18 protein-coding genes and 1 riboswitch are annotated in these 20,583 nt (G+C 65.2%); of the genes, 2 read left to right on the forward strand and 16 right to left on the reverse strand.

The genetic code is table 11. The features are described from left to right. Positions 1-16 precede the first annotated feature (16 nt). Positions 17-766: a class II aldolase/adducin family protein gene (locus O0882_RS09715; RefSeq protein ID WP_289947423.1), complete on the reverse strand. Its 750-nt coding sequence runs from the start codon at positions 764-766 to the stop codon at positions 17-19. A gap of 225 nt (positions 767-991) precedes the next feature. Here O0882_RS09715 and O0882_RS09720 point away from each other — a divergent pair, with 225 nt between their 5' ends. Continuing rightward, positions 992-2,044, forward strand: a complete 1,053-nt coding sequence (locus O0882_RS09720) for an ABC transporter substrate-binding protein (protein ID WP_289947425.1) — start codon at positions 992-994, stop codon at positions 2,042-2,044. Between the two features lie 68 nt (positions 2,045-2,112). On the opposite strand, the gene O0882_RS09725 is transcribed toward O0882_RS09720, so the two are convergent. The 6 genes from O0882_RS09725 to O0882_RS09750 all read right to left on the reverse strand — a co-directional run bounded on the left by O0882_RS09725 (position 2,113) and on the right by O0882_RS09750 (position 9,335). Further along, positions 2,113-2,616, reverse strand: coding sequence for a 6,7-dimethyl-8-ribityllumazine synthase (locus O0882_RS09725; RefSeq protein ID WP_289947427.1), 504 nt, complete (start codon positions 2,614-2,616; stop codon positions 2,113-2,115). A gap of 176 nt (positions 2,617-2,792) precedes the next feature. Beyond that, a riboswitch (FMN riboswitch) is annotated at positions 2,793-2,954 on the reverse strand. 74 nt (positions 2,955-3,028) lie between these two features. Beyond that, complete coding sequence (locus tag O0882_RS09730) at positions 3,029-5,401, reverse strand: TonB-dependent receptor (protein WP_289947430.1); 2,373 nt, start codon at positions 5,399-5,401, stop codon at positions 3,029-3,031. 220 nt (positions 5,402-5,621) lie between these two features. After that, positions 5,622-6,776 carry an LLM class flavin-dependent oxidoreductase gene (locus O0882_RS09735; protein WP_289947431.1) on the reverse strand — a complete coding sequence of 385 codons (1,155 nt, stop codon included), beginning with the start codon at positions 6,774-6,776 and terminating at the stop codon, positions 5,622-5,624. A gap of 34 nt (positions 6,777-6,810) precedes the next feature. Beyond that, complete coding sequence (locus tag O0882_RS09740) at positions 6,811-7,890, reverse strand: LLM class flavin-dependent oxidoreductase (RefSeq protein WP_289947433.1); 1,080 nt, start codon at positions 7,888-7,890, stop codon at positions 6,811-6,813. Beyond that, on the reverse strand, positions 7,880-8,131 hold the full coding sequence (locus O0882_RS09745) for a hypothetical protein (protein ID WP_289947436.1): 252 nt from the start codon (positions 8,129-8,131) through the stop codon (positions 7,880-7,882). Before O0882_RS09745 ends, O0882_RS09740 begins: the two co-directional genes overlap by 11 nt. Positions 8,132-8,135: 4 nt before the next feature. Then, a complete protein-coding gene (locus O0882_RS09750; RefSeq protein ID WP_289947437.1) occupies positions 8,136-9,335 on the reverse strand; it encodes a sigma 54-interacting transcriptional regulator in 1,200 nt (399 codons plus the stop codon). 144 nt (positions 9,336-9,479) lie between these two features. Between O0882_RS09750 and O0882_RS09755 the strand changes: the two genes are divergently transcribed. Then, positions 9,480-10,817, forward strand: coding sequence for an LLM class flavin-dependent oxidoreductase (locus O0882_RS09755; RefSeq protein WP_289947439.1), 1,338 nt, complete (start codon positions 9,480-9,482; stop codon positions 10,815-10,817). An 11-nt stretch (positions 10,818-10,828) separates the two neighbouring features. On the opposite strand, the gene hmgA is transcribed toward O0882_RS09755, so the two are convergent. From hmgA to O0882_RS09800, 9 genes are all read right to left on the reverse strand, one after another. Further along, positions 10,829-12,133 carry a homogentisate 1,2-dioxygenase gene (hmgA, locus tag O0882_RS09760; protein WP_289947444.1) on the reverse strand — a complete coding sequence of 435 codons (1,305 nt, stop codon included), beginning with the start codon at positions 12,131-12,133 and terminating at the stop codon, positions 10,829-10,831. After that, positions 12,130-12,315: a hypothetical protein gene (locus O0882_RS09765; protein ID WP_289947446.1), complete on the reverse strand. Its 186-nt coding sequence runs from the start codon at positions 12,313-12,315 to the stop codon at positions 12,130-12,132. The genes hmgA and O0882_RS09765 overlap by 4 nt, the downstream gene beginning before the upstream one ends. 143 nt (positions 12,316-12,458) lie before the next feature. Next, positions 12,459-14,129, reverse strand: a complete 1,671-nt coding sequence (locus O0882_RS09770; protein WP_289947447.1) for an FAD-dependent oxidoreductase — start codon at positions 14,127-14,129, stop codon at positions 12,459-12,461. Continuing rightward, on the reverse strand, positions 14,126-15,487 hold the full coding sequence (locus O0882_RS09775; RefSeq protein ID WP_289947449.1) for an MFS transporter: 1,362 nt from the start codon (positions 15,485-15,487) through the stop codon (positions 14,126-14,128). Before O0882_RS09775 ends, O0882_RS09770 begins: the two co-directional genes overlap by 4 nt. Positions 15,488-15,661: 174 nt before the next feature. Further along, positions 15,662-16,477, reverse strand: a complete 816-nt coding sequence (locus O0882_RS09780) for a helix-turn-helix transcriptional regulator (protein WP_289947451.1) — start codon at positions 16,475-16,477, stop codon at positions 15,662-15,664. Positions 16,478-16,495: 18 nt separating this feature from the next. Continuing rightward, on the reverse strand, positions 16,496-17,005 hold the full coding sequence (gene msrA / locus O0882_RS09785; RefSeq protein ID WP_289947452.1) for a peptide-methionine (S)-S-oxide reductase MsrA: 510 nt from the start codon (positions 17,003-17,005) through the stop codon (positions 16,496-16,498). 53 nt (positions 17,006-17,058) lie between these two features. Then, positions 17,059-18,402: an MBL fold metallo-hydrolase gene (locus tag O0882_RS09790; RefSeq protein WP_289947453.1), complete on the reverse strand. Its 1,344-nt coding sequence runs from the start codon at positions 18,400-18,402 to the stop codon at positions 17,059-17,061. A gap of 120 nt (positions 18,403-18,522) precedes the next feature. Next, a complete protein-coding gene (gene hemB / locus O0882_RS09795) occupies positions 18,523-19,497 on the reverse strand; it encodes a porphobilinogen synthase (RefSeq protein ID WP_100873238.1) in 975 nt (324 codons plus the stop codon). Between the two features lie 112 nt (positions 19,498-19,609). After that, positions 19,610-20,512: a DUF535 family protein gene (locus O0882_RS09800; RefSeq protein ID WP_289947456.1), complete on the reverse strand. Its 903-nt coding sequence runs from the start codon at positions 20,510-20,512 to the stop codon at positions 19,610-19,612. Between the last annotated feature and the right edge of the window lie 71 nt (positions 20,513-20,583).

Genomic DNA, 20,583 nt, shown 5'->3' on the forward strand with positions numbered 1-20,583 from the left:
CCTGTTCTTGAAAGATTTAAATCAAATCGGTGGCAGGCAATAACGACAGCGCGCGCGCCGTGTCGATCAGCTTGCTCATCTTCCATTGCTGCAGCAGCACGCCGGGACCGAAGTCGCGCGAACCGCCGATGGCTTCGGCCGCGATCTGGATCTTGGCGCCCTCTTCCAGCAGCAGGATGAACTCGGCCAGCTTCAGCAAGCCCTGCTTGCCCCACACGGTGGCGCCGCCATTCGCTTCCAGGATGGCCGTGGCGTGCGTGTTGCGGGCGATTTCACCGAGGATGAAATCAACTTCCGGCTGGCGGCGGTCGATATAGATGGGAATTTCGCGGATCAGCTGGAAGCGCTGCACGGGCACGTAGCGGATGGGCAGGGTGCGGTGCGTCTGCGCCCACGCGCCCAGGGACGGCGAATGCACATGCGAGATCGACGTGACCTCGGACCGCTCGCGGAACAGTTTCAGATAGCGCGCGCCGCCGTTGTTCGCGTCGCCCACAATCACCGTGCCATCGAGCGCCAGCACGGCCGCCTTCAAGGGCTGGCCGCGGCGGAACGGGCCCGGGTCGTTGACCACCACCACCTTGTCGCCGGCAGGGGTGCGCTCGACAAAGCCCACCGTGCCGTTGGCCGTCAGGCTGCCTGTCTCGCGCAAGCCGTCGAAGGCCGTCTGCGCATCGCGCCGCACCTGTTCCACGAAGGCCAGTTCGGCTACCGTCAACTCCTGCACCTGTACTTGTTGTGCTTGCGCTTGTGCCACGTCCGTCATGTCATGCTCCATTCTTTGAGGTTGAGGTACGAATCAGTCATGCCTCTACTTTCGCAAGACGCGTGCCAGCGCCGGGGCCGCAGAAATGGTGGAAGGCTGCTGCCTGCGCAACAGCGGCTGCTGGCGTGGCAGCAGCGCTGGACGCAGGCGCTGTCGCCAAGCCAGCAAGCGGCGCGGGCACGTTTCCTGCACAGTTCAAGGCTCCACCCACCACGAAGGAATCCCATGACTACCGCACCATCCCCTGAAGTCGATACCGTCTGGTTCACGCGCTGCCCCGTGCCCACGGCCACGGGCCTCGCGTATAAACTGGGCTGGCTGGACGAGGAATTCGCCCGCGACGGCATCGCCCTGAAAACCCTGCAGGAAGTTGCTGGCGAACTGGCGCGCCACCATTACGACCACGGCCTGTCCACGCTCGTGCGCGAAGGGGGCAACCTGCTTGCCCTGCCCGCCCGCGCGCAAGGGGCGCCCACGCGCCTGATCGGCCTGACCTGGATCGACGAGTGGCAAGCCATCCTCGTGCGCCCCGGTTCCGGCATCACCACGCCCGCGCAGCTGCAGGGCAAGCGGCTGGCGCTGCCCGTGTTCCGCGCCGATGACTTGCGCGAGAACCGGCGCGGGCGCAGCATCGCGCGCGGCATGAGCCTTGCCGGTTACAAGGGCGTGCTGGCGTCGGCCGGCTTGACGCTGGACGATGTGCGGCTGGTGGAAGTGGGGGGCGAGGCGCCAACGCAGGCAAATCTGGGCGCGGGCCTGTGGCAAGGCATCGCGCCGCTCTTGCGCGGCGAAGTCGATGCCGTCTACGTGAAAGGCGCGGCGGCGGCCGAAGCGGCCCGCGCGGCGGGGCTGGAAGTGGGCATAGACATCGACGCCCTGCCCGACCGGCGCTTCCGCGTGAATAACGGCACGCCACGCCCGATCACCGTGCATGAAACGATGCTGGAACAGCATTTCGAGCTGGTCGTGCGCTTTTTGACGCAAACGCTGCGCGCCGCCCACTGGGCGCTCAGCCACCAGGCCGACGTGCTGGCCATCCTGCAGGGCGAAACGCGGGCCGGCGCCGACGCCGTGGCCGAAGCCTACCGCGACGGTTTTCATTTGACCCTGGCGCCCGACCTGTCAGAGGAAAAAGTGGCGCTGTTCCGTCAGCAAAAGGATTTCCAGCTGCAGCACGGTTTCCTGGACCGCGACGTGGATATCGACGCCTGGATCGACCGCCGGCCGCTGGAGGAAGCGCAGCGACGCCTCGACGCGCTGCTGCGGCAAGCCGCATAAAGAAACGGGGCCAGCACATGGCAACATGTGCTGGCCCCGGGTACTACGGCATCAAGGCAAACGGCGCCCTAGGCGGCCAAGGCCTCGTGCGGCGCGGTGGCCGGTTGCGCCAGCCGCTGCAGCGAGTGGATGGTGGCGGCGCAAGCCGTGGCCAGTTCGACGCCCTTGACCTTGAAGTGCTGGAAATAGAATTCCTGGTGCTCGTGGCCCGCATGGAAGTGGTGCGGGGTCAGCACGGCCGACAGCACGGGCACGCCCGTCGCCAACTGCACCTGCATCATGCCGGAAATGACGGCATCGGCCACGAAGTCATGGCGGTAGATGCCGCCGTCCACCACCAGGGCGGAAGCGGCAATCGCCGCGTACCGGCCGCTCCTGGCCAGCACTTGCGCATGCAGGGGGATTTCAAAGGCGCCAGCGACGTCGATGACATCAATGTCGTCCTGCGTGAAACCCAGGGTCGCCATTTCGGAGATGAAGGACAATCGGCATTGCGCGACGATGTCGCGGTGCCAGCCCGCCTGGATGAAGGCGATGCGTTTGGCTGGTGTTGCGCGTGACGGTTGTGACATATAAAAGACTCCTGTTTTCAAGAATGACAAAAAACAGGGCATAAAATCGAAGGGGATATGACAGGCGCAAGAAAGCCACGCCCAACTGCGCATGCAGGCACGCGCGCCCACGCACCGACGGCAAACGCGGACCGTCCATGCGCCGGGCGTATGCCAGCACAGACACAATGATTCCATCCCGCTCTCTCTTTATCCGGACTATACCGTCGGCCCCGGAATCACACCAGGTCTGCTGACCTTGCCGTCATGGCCCGAAGACCATGCCGGCAAGCGCTCGCGGGCTAGGCACGCATGCCATTACCGCCGGTGGGGAATCGCACCCCGCCCTGAGAACGTTGCGTGGCCAGCGCACCGGGTGCGGCAGCCACGCCCGGCGACTATAGCATATCGCCCCTGCCCCTGCCCTGCGCGATCAGAACTGCACCGTGTACGACGCGCCCACCGTGCGGCCCTGGCCGATGATCACCGTGTCGCCATTGACGGCACCGGGCACGAAGCTCGTCAAGGTATGGTTGCGGTAGACCTTGTCGGCCAGGTTGTTCGCATACACCGTGATCCGCTGCTTGCCGCCCGGGAGTACATACGACAGGCGCGCATTGGCCAGCGCGAAGCCGCCCTGGTTCAGCAAGTCGCGCGCGGCGCTTTGCGGGTCTACATAATAGTACTGCTTCGAGGTGTAGCGCACGTCGCCGCTGAAGACCAGCTGCGCGCCATTGCCCAGCGGGTAGCGGTAGTCGGCCGCCAGCAAGGCCGTCACGTGGGGCGAGCGCACGAATTCATTGCCGGAGCGGTCGCCGCCATTGTTCTGGATGGCGAAATCGTCGAATTCCGTGCGCAGCAGGCCCAGATTGGCATTGATGTGCAGGTTGTCCGTCGGCTGCGCCTCGATCTCGAATTCCGCGCCATTCACATGAGCCTTGCGCACGTTCTGCAGGTAATTCACGCTCTGCGTGGGGTCGCCGTTGTACACGCCCGTGATATTCACCTGCACGTTCTTGTAATCGTAATGGAAGACGTTGGCGTTGAAATTAAGGCGCCCATCCAGCCATTCGGACTTGATGCCCGCCTCGAACGAGTTCAGGGTTTCCGGCTTCACCGTATTCAGGGCCCGCACGTCCGTGGCGCTCGTGTTGTAGCCGCCCGACTTGATGCCATGCGCGTATTTCAGATAGCCGCGCAGGGTACGGCTGAAGCGGTATTCGGGCGTGACGTCATAGGTCAGCGCATTCCACGTGGTGGACGGATTCGACGTGAAGTTGTTGTTGGCGACCGAGGCGGCCGTGTAATTGCCGCCCCGGACCGTGTTCCACCAGTTCGACGCATCGCCAAACGTCACCGTGTTCGATGCTGCCTGCACCCGTTGCAAGTCCAGGTCCTTGGTTTCCGTCGTCCAGCGCAAGCCGAATGTGGACAGGAACCGCTCGCTGAAGTTGACGGTCGTGCTGCCGAAGATGGCCGCGCTGCGCGCCTTGTGCTGGTAGATGGTGCGGTTGTAGCCGACAGGCTGCGTGCTGCCCGCCAGCGCCGGCACGCTGCCGTTGGGCAGGCGCGCGCCGGCCGAATCGGAATCGATCTTTTCATTGAAATAGAACAGGCCCGCCACCCAGCTCACCGCGCCGTTTTGCGGCGACGTCAGGCGCAGCTCCTGCGACACTTGCCTGCTGCTGGCCTTCGAGCGGCTGCGCCCCACTTCCAGCGGTGTGTTGTCGCTGTCGCCCGTCGCTTCGTTGCGGAAGTTTTCATAGCCGGTGATCGACGTCAGGGTCAGCTCGCCAAGCGCATATTCCAGGTTCAGCTGCGCGCCGCCCTGTTTCACGTCGCTGTCGGCCGGCGCATTCGTGCTGACATCGTCGGGATTGGTGCTGGGGACGTAGCCGTTGCGGTACACGCCATTCGCGCCGTAACTGGCCACCGTGGTGGTAGCGCCCTTGGTGGTGTAATCGCGGTAATGCAGGTTCAGGTTGGCCGTCAGGTCGCGCCCGATCAGGGCCTTGAGCTGGCCGCGGATGGCGCTATCCTTGAGCTTTCCATCGCGCTCGCCCGTAAACTGGTTGTGGAAGCGGCCCTTGTCCTGCTGCTCCGTGTGGAAGGACAAGCGCCCCGCCAGCACCTCGTCGACCAGCGCGCCGCCGATGGCGCCTTCGGCCAGGGTGGTGTCGTAGCTGCCGTAATCGAGCTTGGCATAGCCGCTGGACTTGAACGAGGGCTTGCGCGAAATCACATTGATGGCGCCGCCCGTCGTGTTCTTGCCCCACAAAGTGCCTTGCGGGCCGCGCAGCACTTCCACCCGGTCCAGGTCGAACAGGGGAAAGCCCGTGGCGCTGGAATTGCTGATGTAGACATCGTCGAGGTAAAAGCCGACGGGGTTCGGGAAATCGATCTGCTGCTGGCCCGCACCCACGCCGCGTATCCACCAGCGCGGACGGCCATGCTGCTGCGTGCCGGCCGAGGCGTTCGGCACGTAATTGAGGATTTCGCTGGCCGAACGGCCGATGCCCGTGTCAAGCAGCTCCTTGCCGCCGAGGACCGTGATCGCGCTCGGCACTTTTTGCGCGGATTCCTCGCGCTTTTGCGCCGTCACCGTCACCGATTGTAAGGAGGCGCCCTCGCCGGCGCCGTTGGCGTCGGCAGCGGCAATGACATCGGCGCCAGGCGTTTCCGCGTGGAGCATGCCATGGACGAGCATCAAGCCGCCGATGGCGAAGGCCGAACGCAGCGCGCGGCGCAGCGGGGTCAGATGAAAGGGAAAGGAAGAAAAGGCGGCGGGGGAAGTCGAACGGCGCATGGGTGATTATCCTTGAGTAAAGTCAAAACGCGAGATGGTGATGACTGTTATTGCAAGGCGCATGCCCGCTGCCGCAGTGCAGCAATATATACGCTAAGTGCTTGATTTAAAAGGAAGACTATCATGATGATAGTGCTGTTGATTTGGCAGCAGCGGCGCCGCCGCGTGCTGCCTGCGCGACAGCAGGCGGTGGCGCTGCTGTCGCGGCAACAGGGGATACTCAGGCGGCGCGCAGCAAGGCAGCACCATGGCCACGCACCAGCGGCAGCACTTCCTCGCCCACCCGGTACGCTTCTTCCAGGTGCGGCGTGCTGGCGAGGATGAAAGCGTCGGCGCCCAGTTGCACCAGTTCGTCGAGGCGTTCGGCCACCTGCTGGTAGCTGCCGACGATGCCCTGCGTCTGCCCGCCGCGCAGCAGGTTGAAGCCGGACCAGATATTCGGCGCCGTGATCAAGTCCTTGTAACTGTTCAGGGTGGTCGGACGGTTGCCGCGCTGACGCGCCGCGCCCACGGAATCGCCGCCATCGGCGCCGAGGAACTGGCGCAGGGTGGTGGCATCCACGGCGTCAAAGCCCTTGCGCACCTCGTCCCACGCCTCTTCTTCCGTGGCGCGGGCCACGATGTCGACGCGCACGGCGCACTTGATCTTGCGCCCCAGGAGCGCCGTCTTTTCATGCACGCGGGCGAATTTCTCGCGCAGCTGCTCGAACGGTTCCAGCCACGTCAGATAGTAATCGGCATGCTTCGAGGCGGAACCGAGGGCCGCGTCGGACGAGCCGGAAAAGTAAATTTCGGGGAAATCCTGCTCGGACAGGGGCGTGGCCAGGCCCGCGTCTTCCACCTGGTAGAACTTGCCCTGGTAGGAAAACGGCCCGCCGCGCCACACGCCGCGCACCACATCGAGAAATTCCGTCGTGCGCGTGTAGCGGTCGTCGTGGCCGGCCGAATCGCCCCACCACAGCTGCGCCGGGCCGCCGCCGCCCGTGATCACGTTGTACAGGGCGCGGCCGCCCGTGGCCCGCTGCAGGCTGGCCGTCATGCGCGCGGCCACCACGGGGTTCAAGAAGCCGGGCTGGAACGGGATCATGAAGCGGAAGGTGCTCGTCTCGCGCGCCAGCAGCGCGGAAATGGCCCACGGTTCATCCGTCATGGGAAAGGACGGTATCAAGCCGCCCTGGAAGCCCGATAGCTCGGCCGCACGGGCGATTTCGGCCAGGTAGTCGATGTAGGTAAAACCGTCGGCGCCGCCGCCACCGAGGCCCGCCTGGCGCAGGTTGTCATTGCCGGGAAACCAGTCGCCGCGAAACGGCGTGCGGGCGCGGTGCGAACTCGGCTCGCCATGCGTAGGGATGCGCCAGAAAAAATCGATTGCCATCAAGGTACTCCTTCAGTAGGTTGGATACAGGAACTCAAGCCGCTTGCAGCTGCGCGCTCAACGCTGCACGTACGCGTGGCAGCACGTGCTCGCCGATGCGGTAGGCTTCCTCGAAATGGGGGATGGCCGCCAGCACGAAGCTGGACACGCCGGCCTGCGCGTAGACTTGCAACGCCGCGCTGACCTGTTCATAGCTGCCGACCAGGGCGCCGTGTGCGCCCGTTTGCGCTTGCGCAAAGCCGGGCCAGAAGGCCGCGGCACTGCCGTCGAATGGTGCATCGTCGGGCAGACCTGCGCCGCTGCGGTAGCGGCGCGCGTCGCGCAAGGCTTCGTCGAAGGTTTCACGGGCCAGCACGTCGATGCGCAAGCCCGCCGCCACGGCGCGGCCCAAGTGGCGCGCCTGCGCTTGCAGGCTGTCGATGGAAGGCTGCAAGTCCGCCAGCGGCGCCGCGTCAAACACGTGCACGTCGGCCTGGCGCGCCGACAGGGCCAGCGCCTCGGGCGTCTCCCCCGTCAGGTAAATACTATTCACAGGATGGTTCGCCAGCGGCCCCTTGAAGCCGCCGTCCTGCACTTCGAAGAACTTGCCCTTGAAGCTGAACGGCGACGTGTTCTGCACGCCGCGCGCCACCGTGATGAATTCATCGATGCGCGGCACGATATCGGCGTCCGGCGCCGCATCGCCCTGGCGCCGGCGCGCTGCCGCATCGCCGCCCTGCCCGATTTGCCAGGCGAAGCGCCCGCCCGTGAAACGCTGGAAGCTGACGGCGTTCTTTGCCGCGTACACGGCAGAACCCCAGGCGGCGTCGAATTCGGCGATCAATTTCAGATGGCGCGTGCTGCGCGCCAGGTAGCCGGCGACGATCCAGCTTTCATCGCCCTGCGTATCGTGGCGTATCTGGATACCGTCGAAGCCGGAAAGGTCGGCCGCGCGGGCGATCTGGTGCAGGTAATCGAAATAATTGAACGGCGGACGCGCACCGCGCGGGTCGCTCACGCCCGGCTGCAGGGGACTGGGCGCGCCAGCGTTTCGCTCGCCGCGGCGCGTGATGCCGGGCGCCGCATAGCGGCCATCGCCGCTGGTGGGCAATTGCCAGATGAATTCAATGGTCATGCATGGACTCCTGTCGTGGGTCGAAGAAAGAGCCTGTACGCGCGTTTTGATCAATGCGCGCACTGGCCTGCCCTTCCCTCCACGCAGAAAACATGCCATGCCGCGTGCGCCCGCCAGCGCCCTTCGCTGCTGATTTGGCAGCAATCCGCTGCACCCACGGCAGCAGCGTGCTGCGCGCGCAGCAGGCATGAAAAAAGCCGGAACCGCATCGCTGCGGGTCCGGCTCCAGGAGATCAGTCATGCGCCTAGTCGATGGCGCCCGCCTTTTTCAGGAAGGTGCGCAGGATGTTACGGCTGAGATTCAGGTGCTTGGCCGTGCGCACCTGGTTGCGCTCATTGCGCTCCCACGCGGCGCGCACCAGTTCTTGCTGTATAGCCTCGAATTCCACGGCCTCGCCCGAGTCGAGCAAGGCTTGCCAGGCGCGGGCGAAGCGTTCGGCGGCCAGCAAGTCATCCTGCCCGGCCGCGCCGTGGGCCGCGTAGGCGATATCGGCTCCGCCAGCCCAGGTGTCCAGAACGGGGACAGGGGCAGATACGGGCGCTGGCGCGGGTGCGCGGTGCCAGCCCGATAAACTCAGGTCTTCGGTACGCACCACGCCGCTGCGGCAGACCAGCAGCGCGCGGTGGATGACGTTTTCCAGTTCGCGGATATTGCCCGGCCACGGATACGCCAGCAAGGCTTGCTGCGCGTCAGGGCCCAGCTCCACCTCGCCCAGATGCAGCCGCTGCGCATAGATGGCCATGAAGTGGCGCGTCAGCGGCATGATGTCGCCCGGGCGTTCGCGCAGGGGGCGCAGCGGCAGGCCGATCACCTGCAGCCGGTAATACAGGTCTTCGCGGAAGCGCCCGGCCCGCACGGCTTCGGCCAGGTCCACATTGGTGGCGGCGATCAGGCGCACGTCGATGGGGATGGCGCGCCGCGCTCCCAGTCGCACCACTTCGCGCTCCTGCAGCACGCGCAGCAGCTTGACCTGCATCGCCAGCGGCAAGTCGCCGATTTCGTCGAGGAACAGGGTGCCGCCGCTGGCCGTCTCGAACCAGCCAGGCTTGCCCTGCTGCGCGCCCGTAAACGCGCCTTTTTCGTAGCCAAACAGTTCGCTCTCGACCAGGGTTTCGGAAAAGGCGCCGCAGTTAATCGCCACAAAGGTCTGCTCGGCGCGCCCGCTCAAGCCGTGCACGTGGCGCGCGATCAGCTCCTTGCCCGTCCCTGTTTCGCCCGTGATCAGCACTGTCGCCTCGCTGGGGGCGATGCGTTCGATCAGTTCGTGCAACTGGCGCGAACGGGGGTCGGCAAAGACAAAGGCCGTGGCGCGCACAAGCAAGCTCATTTGCTGCGGGTCGCGGAAGGCGACCAGCGCCTCGCTATCGCCGTCATCGCCGGCGCCGCGGGCAAGGTGGGCGCTGCGCGCGAAATCGCTGCTGAAATTGTGGGCTAAGAGTTCCATGGGCCGACTATACCGCGCGCCATCTCCAGGCGTGAACGAATGGTGCCGCGCTAGCTTATCCGGATTTTGCATATGCGGGGCGTTGGCCCGAACCTTGCTGCAGCAAAGGAGCAGGCAATGTCGCCTGCCTACCACGGAGTCCCCATGCCAGCACGCCAGCTCGTCCTGAATGTCTTCTTGCAACGCCACGGCCACCATCCGGCCGCCTGGCGCCATCCGTCTGCCAGCGCCAGCGGACGGCCCGACCTGGCCTGGTGGCTGCGCGCCGCCAAACTGGCCGAGGCGGCCAGGTTCGACAGCTTCTTCATCGCCGACTTCATCGGTCGCGCAGGCGAAATCACGCCCGACACGGGCCGCGCCGCCATCGGCCTGCCCTTCGAACCCTTCACCCTGCTGTCGGCGATTGCCGCCGTCACCAGCCATATCGGCCTGATCGCCACCGTCAACACCAATTACGAGCACCCGTATCACGTGGCGCGCAAATTCAGTTCGCTCGACCACCTGAGCGGCGGACGCGCGGGCTGGAATGTCGTCTCGTCGTTTGCCGAACACACGGCGGGCAATTTCGGCATCGATGCACCGCGCAGCCATGCGCAGCGTTATGCGCGCGCCGACGAATTCGTCGCCTTGTCCAAGGCCCTGTGGGATAGCTGGGATGACGACGCCTTCGACCGGCCAGACCGCGCCGGCGGCCAGTTTTACGCGCCCGCACAAGGCCATGCGCTCGACTTCCAGGGCGAGTATTTTGCCTCGCACGGCTTACTGGACTTGCCCCGCCCCGTGCAGGGCCACCCGGTGCTGGTCCAGGCGGGCAATTCCGAGACAGGGCGCGAATTTGCCGCGCGCCAGGCCGAGATGGTGTACTGCTCGGCCACCTCGCTGCCCGTCGCGCAAGCGTATTATGCGGACCTCAAGGGCCGCATGGCGAAATACGGGCGCGCCGAAGATCAATTGAAAGTGACGCCGGGCCTGTCGGTGGTGGTAGCCGAATCGGACCAGCAGGCACAGGACCAGTTCGGCGAACTACAATCACTGGTCGACTTCAGCAATCTGGAATTTGGCGGTTTCGACTTGTCCGGCTATCCGCTCGACGGCCCCCTGCCCGACCTGCCCTACGAGGCGGGCGAGAATGGCAAGGGGCGCTTCCTGCAGCAGCTGGAACTGGCCCGCCGCGAGAACCTGACTTTGCGCCAGTTGGTGCTGCGCTTTCGCGTGGCGCGTGGCCATCTGCAAGCGATCGGCTCGGTCAAGACGGTGGCCGACGTGATGGAGCAGTGGTTCGCGGAGCGGGGCGCGGACGGTTTTAACGTCGTGCCACCGCTGCTGCCGCAAGGCTTCGAGGCATTTACCCGGCTGGTGGTGCCGGAACTGCAGCGGCGCGGCCTGTTCCGCACCGAGTATGCGGCCAGCACCCTGCGCGGCCATTTGGGACTGGCGCGGCCCGCCAACCCGCATACGGTGGCGGGCGCGCGGGCCGCCTGACCACGGCTTGACTAGGCTTGATCAGGATCAAAATGCTTGCGCAAGCCTTGCCAGCACTCGAAATAGTCGTTTTGCAGCAGTTCGCTGTTCAAGGCGAACGGCGTGGGCTTGAGGATGGTGCGCGTCTCGAACATGAAGGCCATGGTGTCCGCCACCTTCGCAGGCACGGACGTGTCGCTGTGCGAAGCGCGCTCGAACGTTTGCGCATCGGGGCCGTGGCCGGACATGCAGTTGTGCAGGCTGGCACCGCCCGGCACGAAGCCGGCCGCCTTGGCGTCGTACACGCCGTGGATCAGTCCCATGAATTCGCTGGCCACGTTGCGGTGGAACCAGGGTGGGCGGAAAGTATGCTCGGCGGCCAGCCAGCGCGGCGGGAAGATGGCGAAGTCGATGGCGCCGAATAGCGGGTTTTCGCTGGGCGCCTGCAGCACGAGGAAGATCGACGGGTCCGGATGGTCGTAGCTGATCGAGCCGATGGTGTTGAAGCGGCGCAAATCGTATTTATAGGGCGCGTAATTGCCATGCCAGGCCACCACGTCCAGCGGCGAATGGTCGAGCGTCGTGCGCCACAGATGGCCGCCGAACTTGGCCAGCAGTTCGCACTCGCCATCGATATCCTCGTAGGCCGCGTGCGGCGTGAGGAAATCGCGGCTGTTGGCCAGGCCGTTCGAGCCGATGGGCCCCATGTCAGGCAAACGGAAAGCCGTGCCGAAGTTTTCGCACACATAGCCGCGCGCCTGGCCGTCCGGCAGGGTCACGCGGAAGCGCACGCCACGGGGAATCACGGCGATTTCCTGCGGTTCCAGTTCGATCAAGCCCAGTTCCGTGGCAATCGCCAGCCTGCCTTCCTGCGGCACGACCAGCAATTCGCCGTCGGCCGAGTAAAAGAAGCGCTGCATGGAACAGTTGGCAGCGTACACGTGGATGGCGCAGCCACTCATCGCTTCGGCGCTGCCATTGCCAGCCATCGTTTGCCAGCCGTCGATGAAGTCGACCGGCGTACTGCGGTCGGGCAGCGGCAGCGGGTCCCAGCGCAGCTGGTTCGGCGGCGTGGGGGGCATGGCGTGGAAATCGCTGACGATGCGGGTGCTGGCAAGCAAAGTGAATGGCGGATGCTGGCTGGCGGGACGGATGCGGTACAGCCACGAGCGCCGGTTCTGCGCGCGCGGCGCCGTGAAGGCCGTGCCCGACAATTGTTCCGCATACAGGCCTAACGGTGCCTGCTGCGGCGAATTCTGCCCCTGTGGCAAGGCGCCGGGCACGGCTTCCGTGGCAAATTCGTTGCCGAAGCCGCTTTGGTAGACGGCGCCTGTCATGCGTTCTCCGCCAGGCCGTCGGCCGCGTCGTGCAGCAAGCCCTGCACCACGTCGGCCTGGCCGATGGCGCCCATGGCTAGCAAGGCAAAGCGGGCCAGGAACAGCGGCGAGCGCTGTTCGCCCAGGCCGCCCATGGTGTGGCACAGCTCGGTATATAAATTATCGAGTTCGATGTCGGTCATATTATCTCCTGATCTTGATGTATTACATTCGCCCATTTCAACCCGAAAGGCGGAACAGCTGGGGTCGGACCCTGCGGGGGTGCACGCCCCAATGGGGCGCGTACCGCTCCCGAAGGGACCGACCCCCAAATTTGCCGTTGGGCTTAACTCGCTAATATCCTCGCCAGCGCCTGCGCCACCTGCCCCGCCCGCACCTGTCGCCAGCGCCCTAGCACGTGGCCGTCCGGACGCACGAGGTAAAACGTGCCGGGCTGCGCGTCGAATAGCGAGAATACCCGCGCCGTGTGGTCCCAGGCGCACTCTTGCGCTCCGCTGCGGCTGATCGCCACCGTCGTCAACGGCAATGTGTCGCCCAGCGCCAGCAGTTCGGCTGGCACGGCCCCATCCTCGCTGAAATACAGGCCAGTAAAAGCGCCAGCGGCGCGTTGCACCAGATCGGTAATATACCCCGCTTTTTGTCCGCCGTTGTGCGGCAGCGCCAGCGGGCATTCGGGCAAGACCGTGCCCGGCGCGGGACCAGTTGCAAACACGTCCGCGTCAACCGCATTCAGGGGCGACTGCGCATACGCGATGGCGCTGGTCTGGCGCGGGTTGATCAGCGAGCGCACATGCGCATGCTTGCCCGCCAGGCCCAGCACGGCCGTGCGCATCAACTCGAAGGCAAACGTGGGCGGCGCCATGAATTCCGTGCTTTTGGTGCCGTGGCGCAGGTTTTCACGGGCGGCGAACACGCGTTCGTCCGAATAGCTGTCCAGCAAGACCTGCGGCGCCTGGCCCTTGACCACATACGCGAGCTTCCAGGCCAGGTTATCCGCGTCGTCGATGCCGGAATTGGCGCCGCGCACGCCGAAGATGGGCACCAGGTGGGCGGCGTCGCCCGCGAACAGCACGGGGCCATGCCGGTATTTTTCCAGTGTCAGCGCGTTGGCCTTATAGATGGTGATCCACACGGGATGCCATGGCGCCGTTTCGCCCATCATGGCCAGCAGGCTGTCCACGCGGGGCGCCACGTTTTCCAGCAGCACGGCCGCCTGCGCATCCTCGTCGTCGCGCAGTTGGTAATCGATGCGCCAGATATCGTCGGGCTGCTTGTGCACCAGCACGGTCGAGCCGGGATTCGATGGCGGGTCGAAATACGCGAGGCGCTCCGTCGGGCGCTCGCTCTTCAGGTGGATATCGACGATCACATAGCGCCCTTCATAGCTGGTGCCTTGCAATTTGAGGCCCAGCGCCTCGCGCACGGCGCTGCGCCCGCCATCGGCCGCCACCAGCCAGTCCGCCTCGATTTTGTAGCTTGCATCGGGCGTAGCGACCGTCACCGTGGCGCCATCGGCGCGCTGCTCCACGCCAGTGACCCGCGTTTGCCAGCGGATATCGATCAGCTCCGGCAAGCGCTCAGCCGCGTCGAGCAGGAATTGCTCGATATGGTATTGCGCCAGGTTGAGCATGGGCGGCAATTTCTGCTGCGCGTCTTGCGGCATCGTGAAGTGCAGCACTTCCTCGTCGCGGTAAAAGCTGCGGCCGCCCGCCCACGGCAAGCCTTTACTCATAAAACCGTCGAGCGCGCCCAGGCGTTCGATGATTTCCAGGCTGCGCCGCGAAATGCAGATGGCGCGGCTGCCCGTGCAGACGCCATCGTCCGCTTCGATCAGCACAGAGCGCACGCCGTGACGGGCCAGGCCCAGGGCCGTGGCCAGGCCAACGGGCCCGCCGCCGACGATCAGCACCGGGACGTGCTCGATGCCGGCACAGGCAGGTTTGCCGGGTGGATACACCTTCGGCACATGGGGATAAGGGTGGAATGTATCGCTCATGATGCTTCCTTTTTAATAATTGTTTTGCCGCCGCGCGCGATGGGCAGTGTCAGCACGATGGCCGCGCCCGCCACCAGCAGCACGCTGGCGTACAGCAAGCCCGTGGCAAAGCTGTGCGTGACATCCTTCAGCCAGCCCACGACGACGGGGTTCAGGGCCGAGCCGATATTGCCCGTGGCATTGATGACGGCGATGCCGATGGCGCGCGCGCCCAGGCTCAGGGCCCGGTCCGGCGTGGTCCAGAAGACGGACATGGCGGTATACGCGCCCGTCGAGGCCATGCACACGCCCAGCAGTTGCAGCACGGGATTGCCGGCATACGCGGTCAGCAGCCAGCCCAAGGCCGACAGCAGCATGGGCCAGACGATGTGCCAGCGGCGCTCCTGCAGGCGGTCCGAGCGGCGGCCCCACAGGATCATGCCGATGACGGTGCATACTTGCGGAATCGCGGCCAGCAGACCGATCTGCGTGTTGCTGGCGTTGCCGCTGAAACTTTTCACGATCAAGGGCGTCCACACGGCCACCATCGCCAGGGTGTTGACCAGGCAAAAATAGGCGATGCCGAATTTCAGCACGGTGGGCGACAGCATTTCCGCCAGCACGGAGGTCTTCTGCTGCTGCGCGAGGTGTACGACGGCAGGCTTGTGCTCGGCCGCCAGCATGCGCGCCAGCACTTGCTGTTCCAGCTTGCCCAGCCAGTGCGCCTTGTTGGGCGAATCATCGAGGTAGCCGTACACGGCCAGGCCCAGCAGGACGGAAGGCATGCCTTCGAGCAAGAACAGCCATTGCCAGCCCTTCAGACCCCAGTGGCCATCGAGGCCCAGGATCAGCCCCGACAGGGCCGAGCCGATGGCGGCCGTGACGGGCATGGCGATCATGAACAGGGCGTTGGCGCGCGCCCGGTAGGCGCTGGGAAACCAGTACGTCAGGTACAGCAGCATACCGGGCAGGAAGCCCGCCTCCGTCACGCCCACTAAAAAGCGCAGCGCATACAGGCTGGCCGGGCCGCTGGCGAACAGGGTCGCCGTCGAGGCCAGGCCCCAGGCGATCATCATGCTGCCTATCCATTTACGGGCGCCGATGCGGGCCAGCACGATGTTGCTGGGGATGCTGCACGCGATGTAGGCAATGTAAAACAGGGTGGTGGCAAAGCCGAACTGGGTGCCGGACAGGCCCAGGTCTTGCATCATGGTCAGGCCGGCGAAGCCGATGTTGATGCGGTCCAGAAAGGAAAACACGAACAGCAGGAACAGGAATCCCAGCAAATGGCGCGATACCTTGCGCATCACCTGCTGTTCCAGTTGAGTGGCGGCCGCGTCGAGAACGGGCGCGTTGGTGGCTTGTGTGGCGGGGGTCATGCTTGTCTCCATAAGGTGTCGCCCTCCCCTTGTTGATTTTTTTGGGTGAGAGCGGCCGGATGCTCCGGCTTGCAACACAGTATGCAGACGACTACGCCGATGGCTGTCCCCATTTTGGGGACGTTTCGCGGCGAAAACAGTCAAAAAGGGGGAGCCATCCCTAGGCCAGAAGGACTAAGGCGCGGGGGCCATGCATAGCGCAAACAACTGGCGCTGGCTGGAAATGCCCAGGCGTTTATACGCGCGCTTTTGATACGTGATGACGCTCGATGGCTGCACGCCCATGGTCTCCGCTATTTCCACGGCGGTCAGCCCTTCCAGCACGCCGCGCAGCACGTCGTGTTCGCGCTTGCTCAATTGCGGGCCATGCTGGCGCAGCCGGGCCAGCATCATGGGCGAGACGCCTTGCGCGGGCTGGCCATTGACGCTGTAGTGGTGTTTGGCCGCATACGCGAACAGCGGCGACAAGGTTTCGATGGCGGCGATTTCGCCGGGCTGGAACTGGCCCTGGCTGCTGTCGCGGTAAAAATTGACGGACAGCCAGATGTCACCGGCCGGCTGCACCAGCAGGGACAGCCGGTCCGACACATTCGGTCTTTGATAGCAGACGGCGCGGTAGCCAGGGTGGCAGATCTCGTCGCTGGCCTGCTGGTGCAGCACGATGGCGGGGTCCAGCTTCGGCTGGCGGGCAGGCGCGATGACGCTCTGGTTGCCGTCAAGCGCATAGTAGTGGCGCGCGTAGCTGTCGGCGATATCCTGCAAGAAACGCCCGCCGCGCCGGTCGGCCACGGCCACCGTGCGGGGCCGGTTGCCGAATTCATAAGCAAAGATCGTGCACTGGGCGATGGAGGCGGCCGTGCCGGCCGTTTTCAGGATGGCGCCCGCCATGGCATTCACGTCGGCATGGCCGATGGCGGCCACCAGGTCGAGGGCGCGCCCCAGATCCAGCTGGCCCTCCGCCTGCCGCCGCTCCACCTGCCAATAGCGCATGGCCGCCTCCCGTAACGCTTATTGTTGACGCTGCGGCAAGACCCAGTCCGGCCGGATGTAGTGGCAGGTATAGCCGTGCGGCAAGCGCAGCAGATAATCCTGGTGCTCCGCTTCCGCTTCCCAGAACGGGCCGGCCGGCGCCACTTGCGTCACCACCTTGCCAGGCCACAGGCCGGAGGCGTCGACGTCGCCGATGGTGTCTTCGGCCACCTTTTTTTGCTCGTCGCTGGTGTAAAAGATGGCCGAGCGGTAGCTGGTGCCGCGGTCGTTGCCCTGGCGGTCTTGCGTGCTGGGGTCGTGGATCTGGAAAAAGAATTCCAGGATCTTGCGGTAGCTGATGGTATTCGGGTCGAAGATGATCTCGATGGCTTCCGCATGCGTGCCATGGTTGCGGTAGGTGGCGTTGGCCACGTCGCCGCCGCTGTAGCCCACGCGCGTGGCAAGCACGCCCGGATAGCGGCGCAGCAAGTCTTGCACGCCCCAGAAGCAGCCGCCGGCCAGGATCGCGGTTTCCTTGTCTTGTGTCATGTCGTTCTTTCCTTGATCTGAGGACCTTATCTTACCCTGTCGCGGCGTTTTCTTCAGCGGGCCAGCAAGCGTTTCAGCTGCGCCGCCTGGTAGGCGCCGATGGCGTCGTTGAACAGGCAACGGATCAAGGGGTCGTCGACGATGTCGGCCTCTTCCAGTTCGGCCCGCGTGGCCGCATCGAAAGGGCCATCGTTGATGCGCATGTACATCGAGGTCAGCGATTCACCGAGCACCAGCGCCGCATGGCACTTCACCAGCGGCACTTCCGTCGTCCAGCTGGGCGCCTCGTTCGTCTCCGGCACGAGGTCGATCAAGTCGCCGTGCGTGCGGTAATGCAAGACGGTGGCTGCGCCGTCGTGGCCGTACAGGGCCAGGCGCCACAGGCGCGGGCTTTGGAAGTAACTATCCTCGGGCAGTTCCATGTCGCGGTAGCGTTCGAGCAAGCCGTCCTGGCAAAAATCGCGCACCAGCGCCGCATCGGCGTCGCTCAAGGGCTCGAAACGGCGCGCGATGTCCGCCGTGGCGGGTGGAGGCGCCTCGGGGCGATAGTCGAAATCGACGTCCTGCGGGCCAACGGGAATGACCCAGGGCAAGGGTTCGGCGCTGCTCACTCCGTGCGCGTCGAGCAGCACGGCCGTCGACGGATCGAGACGAAAAATGTGTGCCTCCGGCAGTGCGGCGCCGATTTCATCGGCAAAGCGGCGGTAAGTGATCGGGAACATCGCGTGGTTGTACCAGGACCAGTCTTCCTGCACGAACTGGCAGGAGCTGGGCACGATGTAGCGGGGCGCCAGCGCGCGCAGCTGGGCAATCCAGTCGTCGGGAAGCTCCACTGGCCCCCGCACTGCCTGCGACGGCGCGATGACGGCGATCTCGCGCATGGTCTGGAATGGCCACAGCACCATGTCCCAGGGCGCGAAGGCGGCCAGCTGTTCAAGCGTCTCGGGGCCGATCCATGAATCGACGACGTTGAGCACATTCAGGCCGGCGGCGCGCACCTGGAACAGCGAGTCGACATCGTCGTCCAGCGCGCGGCGCGGAATCACCTCGATGGCGCCCACGCGCACGGGCACGTCGACGTGCAGGCGCTCGACGGTGGTAAAACCCAGCGCGCGCAGCATGACGAACAGCTCGTCGAAGACGCAGTACAGGTAGATGGGCGTGGCACGGTCGAGCGCATCGAGGCTGTCGAGCGAGCAGTGGTCATCGTGGAAGTGCGAGATGAAGACGGCATCCCAGCGCAGCCGGCGCACGGCATCGAGGTCGAAGCGCACGGACGGAAACGCGTGGCAGTTACGGCTGAACGGATTTTCGACGATGGGGTCGAAGGCGATGGCCGTGCCTTCGCATTCGAAGACATAGCCGGCGTGCAGGATGCGGGAGATTTTCAGGGGCATGGGGAAATAAAAAAAACCCAACGGCAAATTCCGGGGTCAGACGGGGACGCCGAGTTCCGGCGGGTCTGACCCCAGCTCTTGCTTTTGGGGTAAAAATAAGCACCAACTTGACGGAAATGCTCAATACGGATTATTCAGCACATCCATCGCGAAATACGTAAAGATCATGTCCGCGCCCGCGCGCTTGATGGCGCCCAGGGTTTCCTGCACTACACGGCGCTCGTCGATGGCGCCCGCCTGGGCGGCGAACTTGATCATGGCGTATTCGCCGCTGACCTGGTAGGCGCCGATCGGCAGGCGCGTCACTTCACGCAGGTCGCGGATGATGTCCAGGTAGGCGCCGGCCGGTTTCACCATCAGCGCGTCCGCGCCTTCGGCTTCGTCGATCAGCGACTCGCGGATCGCTTCGCGGCGGTTCATCGGGTCCATCTGGTACGTTTTGCGATCGCCCTTCAGGGTGCTGCCGGCCGCGTCGCGGAACGGGCCGTACAGGCCGGAGGCAAACTTGGTCGAATACGCCATCACGGGCGTGTCGTGGAAGCCGGCCGCATCGAGCGCGCTGCGGATCGCCGCCACCTGACCATCCATGGCCGCCGATGGCGCGATGATGTCGGCGCCCGCCTGGGCCGCGATGACGGCCTGCTTGCCCAGGTTCAGCACCGTGCTGTCATTGTCGACCGTGTCGCCATGCAGGATGCCGCAATGGCCGTGGTCCGTGTACTCGCAGAAGCAGGTATCGGACATGACCACCATTTCCGGCACGGCGTCCTTGATGATGCGCGACATGCGCGCCACCAGGCCGTCCGGGTTCAGGGTGTCCGTGCCGTGGCTGTCCTTGTGGTGCGAGATGCCGAAGGTCATGACGGAGCGCAAACCGGCGCGCGCGTAGCGTTCGACTTCCTGCGCCAGCTTCGCTTCGGGAATGCGGCGCACGCCAGGCATGGACTTGATGTCGATGAAATCGCTGGAACCTTCGTCGACGAAGATCGGCAGGACCAGGTCGCGCGGATTGATCTCGGTCTCGCGGAACAGCTCGCGCAGTTGCGGGGTCGCGCGCAGGCGGCGCATGCGCGAAGTGGGGAATTGTGCTGGCATGGGGTGACTGGCTTCAGGTTAAGAACGCCGATAAGTATACGCCGATCACGCCGCTTGCGCCGGGCCGCCCGGCAAAAAAGCCGCGCAGGTCAAAAAATGCGACCCTGAGCTTTCATTGCTGCTGCAGCAGGGCCGACACTTGCCAGCGCATGTCCGCGGCCAGCTGCAGCAGCATGGCGCCGCGGCGGCGCGCCTCGGCACGCTTTTTCGACGGCACCAGTTCGATGTCCGGCATCCGGCAAGGGCCGCACGGCAGGCGGTAATTGCCGTCGCTGGTGGGCAACGCATGCAGTTCCTGCCACGCCAGGTCGTAGTCGCACGAGATGTGGCGGCGCCGGCGCCAGTTCAGCGCGATGCGGTTGGCGTTGCTGACCAGGTGCAGATGGCCGCAGCCGAAAAAGTCGCCCAGGTCGCGCAAGGCGGCCACCATCAGATTTTTCGGCCGGCAGCCATGCAGTGCCCGCGTGGCCTCTTTCACCGCCAGCGCACCGGCGGGCGAGCGCAAGCCCTGCAAGGCGCCCAGCTGGATGACGGCGCCGCCAGGCTGGGGCCGGAACAGGAAACTGGCCAGGTACAGCGAGACGCCGTCGCGCGTCAGGCGCAGGCATAGCTCCCCTTCGCGGTGGCTGTCATGGATGGCGGTCAGCTGCAAGCGGTAGGTGGCGCCATCCTTGCCCTCGATGGTGGCCAGCACCAGCGCGCGGCGCGCCGCGTACTCCACCAGCGGCCGCGCGCCCGCCTGCCACAGGAAGCGGTAATGCCCGTGCAACAGCGCCACCCTCGCCGCGCAAGCAAACTGGCGGCTGGCGTAGGGACGGTAGATTTTATACAGCAGGCTGGGATGGGCTTGCGCCAGCGCCGCCAGGCCCGGCGTGCCGGCGATGAAGGCTTGCCAGCGCGCGCGCTGCACGGGAAAGACCAGCGCGCCCAGGGCGGCCTTGATGCGGTGGCCATGCTGGCGCAGTGCCGGCTGCTGCGGTGCGGCGTTGTCGCCAATGGCGGTAAAAGTATGCATGCGAACGGCTCTACGACGGGTCTGGATCAACGGGACGCGGCGACGGCCGCAAGCAGCCCGGCGCAAAGCGG

It is taken from the genome of Janthinobacterium sp. SUN073 (assembly GCF_030397665.1).
GTDB lineage: Bacteria > Pseudomonadota > Gammaproteobacteria > Burkholderiales > Burkholderiaceae_D > Janthinobacterium.

Coding starts and splice junctions, on each gene's coding strand:
- O0882_RS09720 (WP_289947425.1), top strand. CDS start 992: ATGACTACCGCACCATCCCCTGAAGTCGATACCGTCTGGTTCACGCGC.
- O0882_RS09770 (WP_289947447.1), bottom strand. CDS start 14,129: ATGAGCGATACATTCCACCCTTATCCCCATGTGCCGAAGGTGTATCCA.
- O0882_RS09765 (WP_289947446.1), bottom strand. CDS start 12,315: ATGACCGACATCGAACTCGATAATTTATATACCGAGCTGTGCCACACC.
- O0882_RS09750 (WP_289947437.1), bottom strand. CDS start 9,335: ATGGAACTCTTAGCCCACAATTTCAGCAGCGATTTCGCGCGCAGCGCC.
- O0882_RS09775 (WP_289947449.1), bottom strand. CDS start 15,487: ATGACCCCCGCCACACAAGCCACCAACGCGCCCGTTCTCGACGCGGCC.
- O0882_RS09755 (WP_289947439.1), top strand. CDS start 9,480: ATGCCAGCACGCCAGCTCGTCCTGAATGTCTTCTTGCAACGCCACGGC.
- O0882_RS09745 (WP_289947436.1), bottom strand. CDS start 8,131: ATGACTGATCTCCTGGAGCCGGACCCGCAGCGATGCGGTTCCGGCTTT.
- O0882_RS09790 (WP_289947453.1), bottom strand. CDS start 18,402: ATGCCCCTGAAAATCTCCCGCATCCTGCACGCCGGCTATGTCTTCGAA.
- O0882_RS09740 (WP_289947433.1), bottom strand. CDS start 7,890: ATGACCATTGAATTCATCTGGCAATTGCCCACCAGCGGCGATGGCCGC.
- hmgA (WP_289947444.1), bottom strand. CDS start 12,133: ATGACAGGCGCCGTCTACCAAAGCGGCTTCGGCAACGAATTTGCCACG.
- O0882_RS09735 (WP_289947431.1), bottom strand. CDS start 6,776: ATGGCAATCGATTTTTTCTGGCGCATCCCTACGCATGGCGAGCCGAGT.
- O0882_RS09730 (WP_289947430.1), bottom strand. CDS start 5,401: ATGCGCCGTTCGACTTCCCCCGCCGCCTTTTCTTCCTTTCCCTTTCAT.
- hemB (WP_100873238.1), bottom strand. CDS start 19,497: ATGCCAGCACAATTCCCCACTTCGCGCATGCGCCGCCTGCGCGCGACC.
- O0882_RS09715 (WP_289947423.1), bottom strand. CDS start 766: ATGACGGACGTGGCACAAGCGCAAGCACAACAAGTACAGGTGCAGGAG.
- O0882_RS09725 (WP_289947427.1), bottom strand. CDS start 2,616: ATGTCACAACCGTCACGCGCAACACCAGCCAAACGCATCGCCTTCATC.
- msrA (WP_289947452.1), bottom strand. CDS start 17,005: ATGACACAAGACAAGGAAACCGCGATCCTGGCCGGCGGCTGCTTCTGG.
- O0882_RS09800 (WP_289947456.1), bottom strand. CDS start 20,512: ATGCATACTTTTACCGCCATTGGCGACAACGCCGCACCGCAGCAGCCG.
- O0882_RS09780 (WP_289947451.1), bottom strand. CDS start 16,477: ATGCGCTATTGGCAGGTGGAGCGGCGGCAGGCGGAGGGCCAGCTGGAT.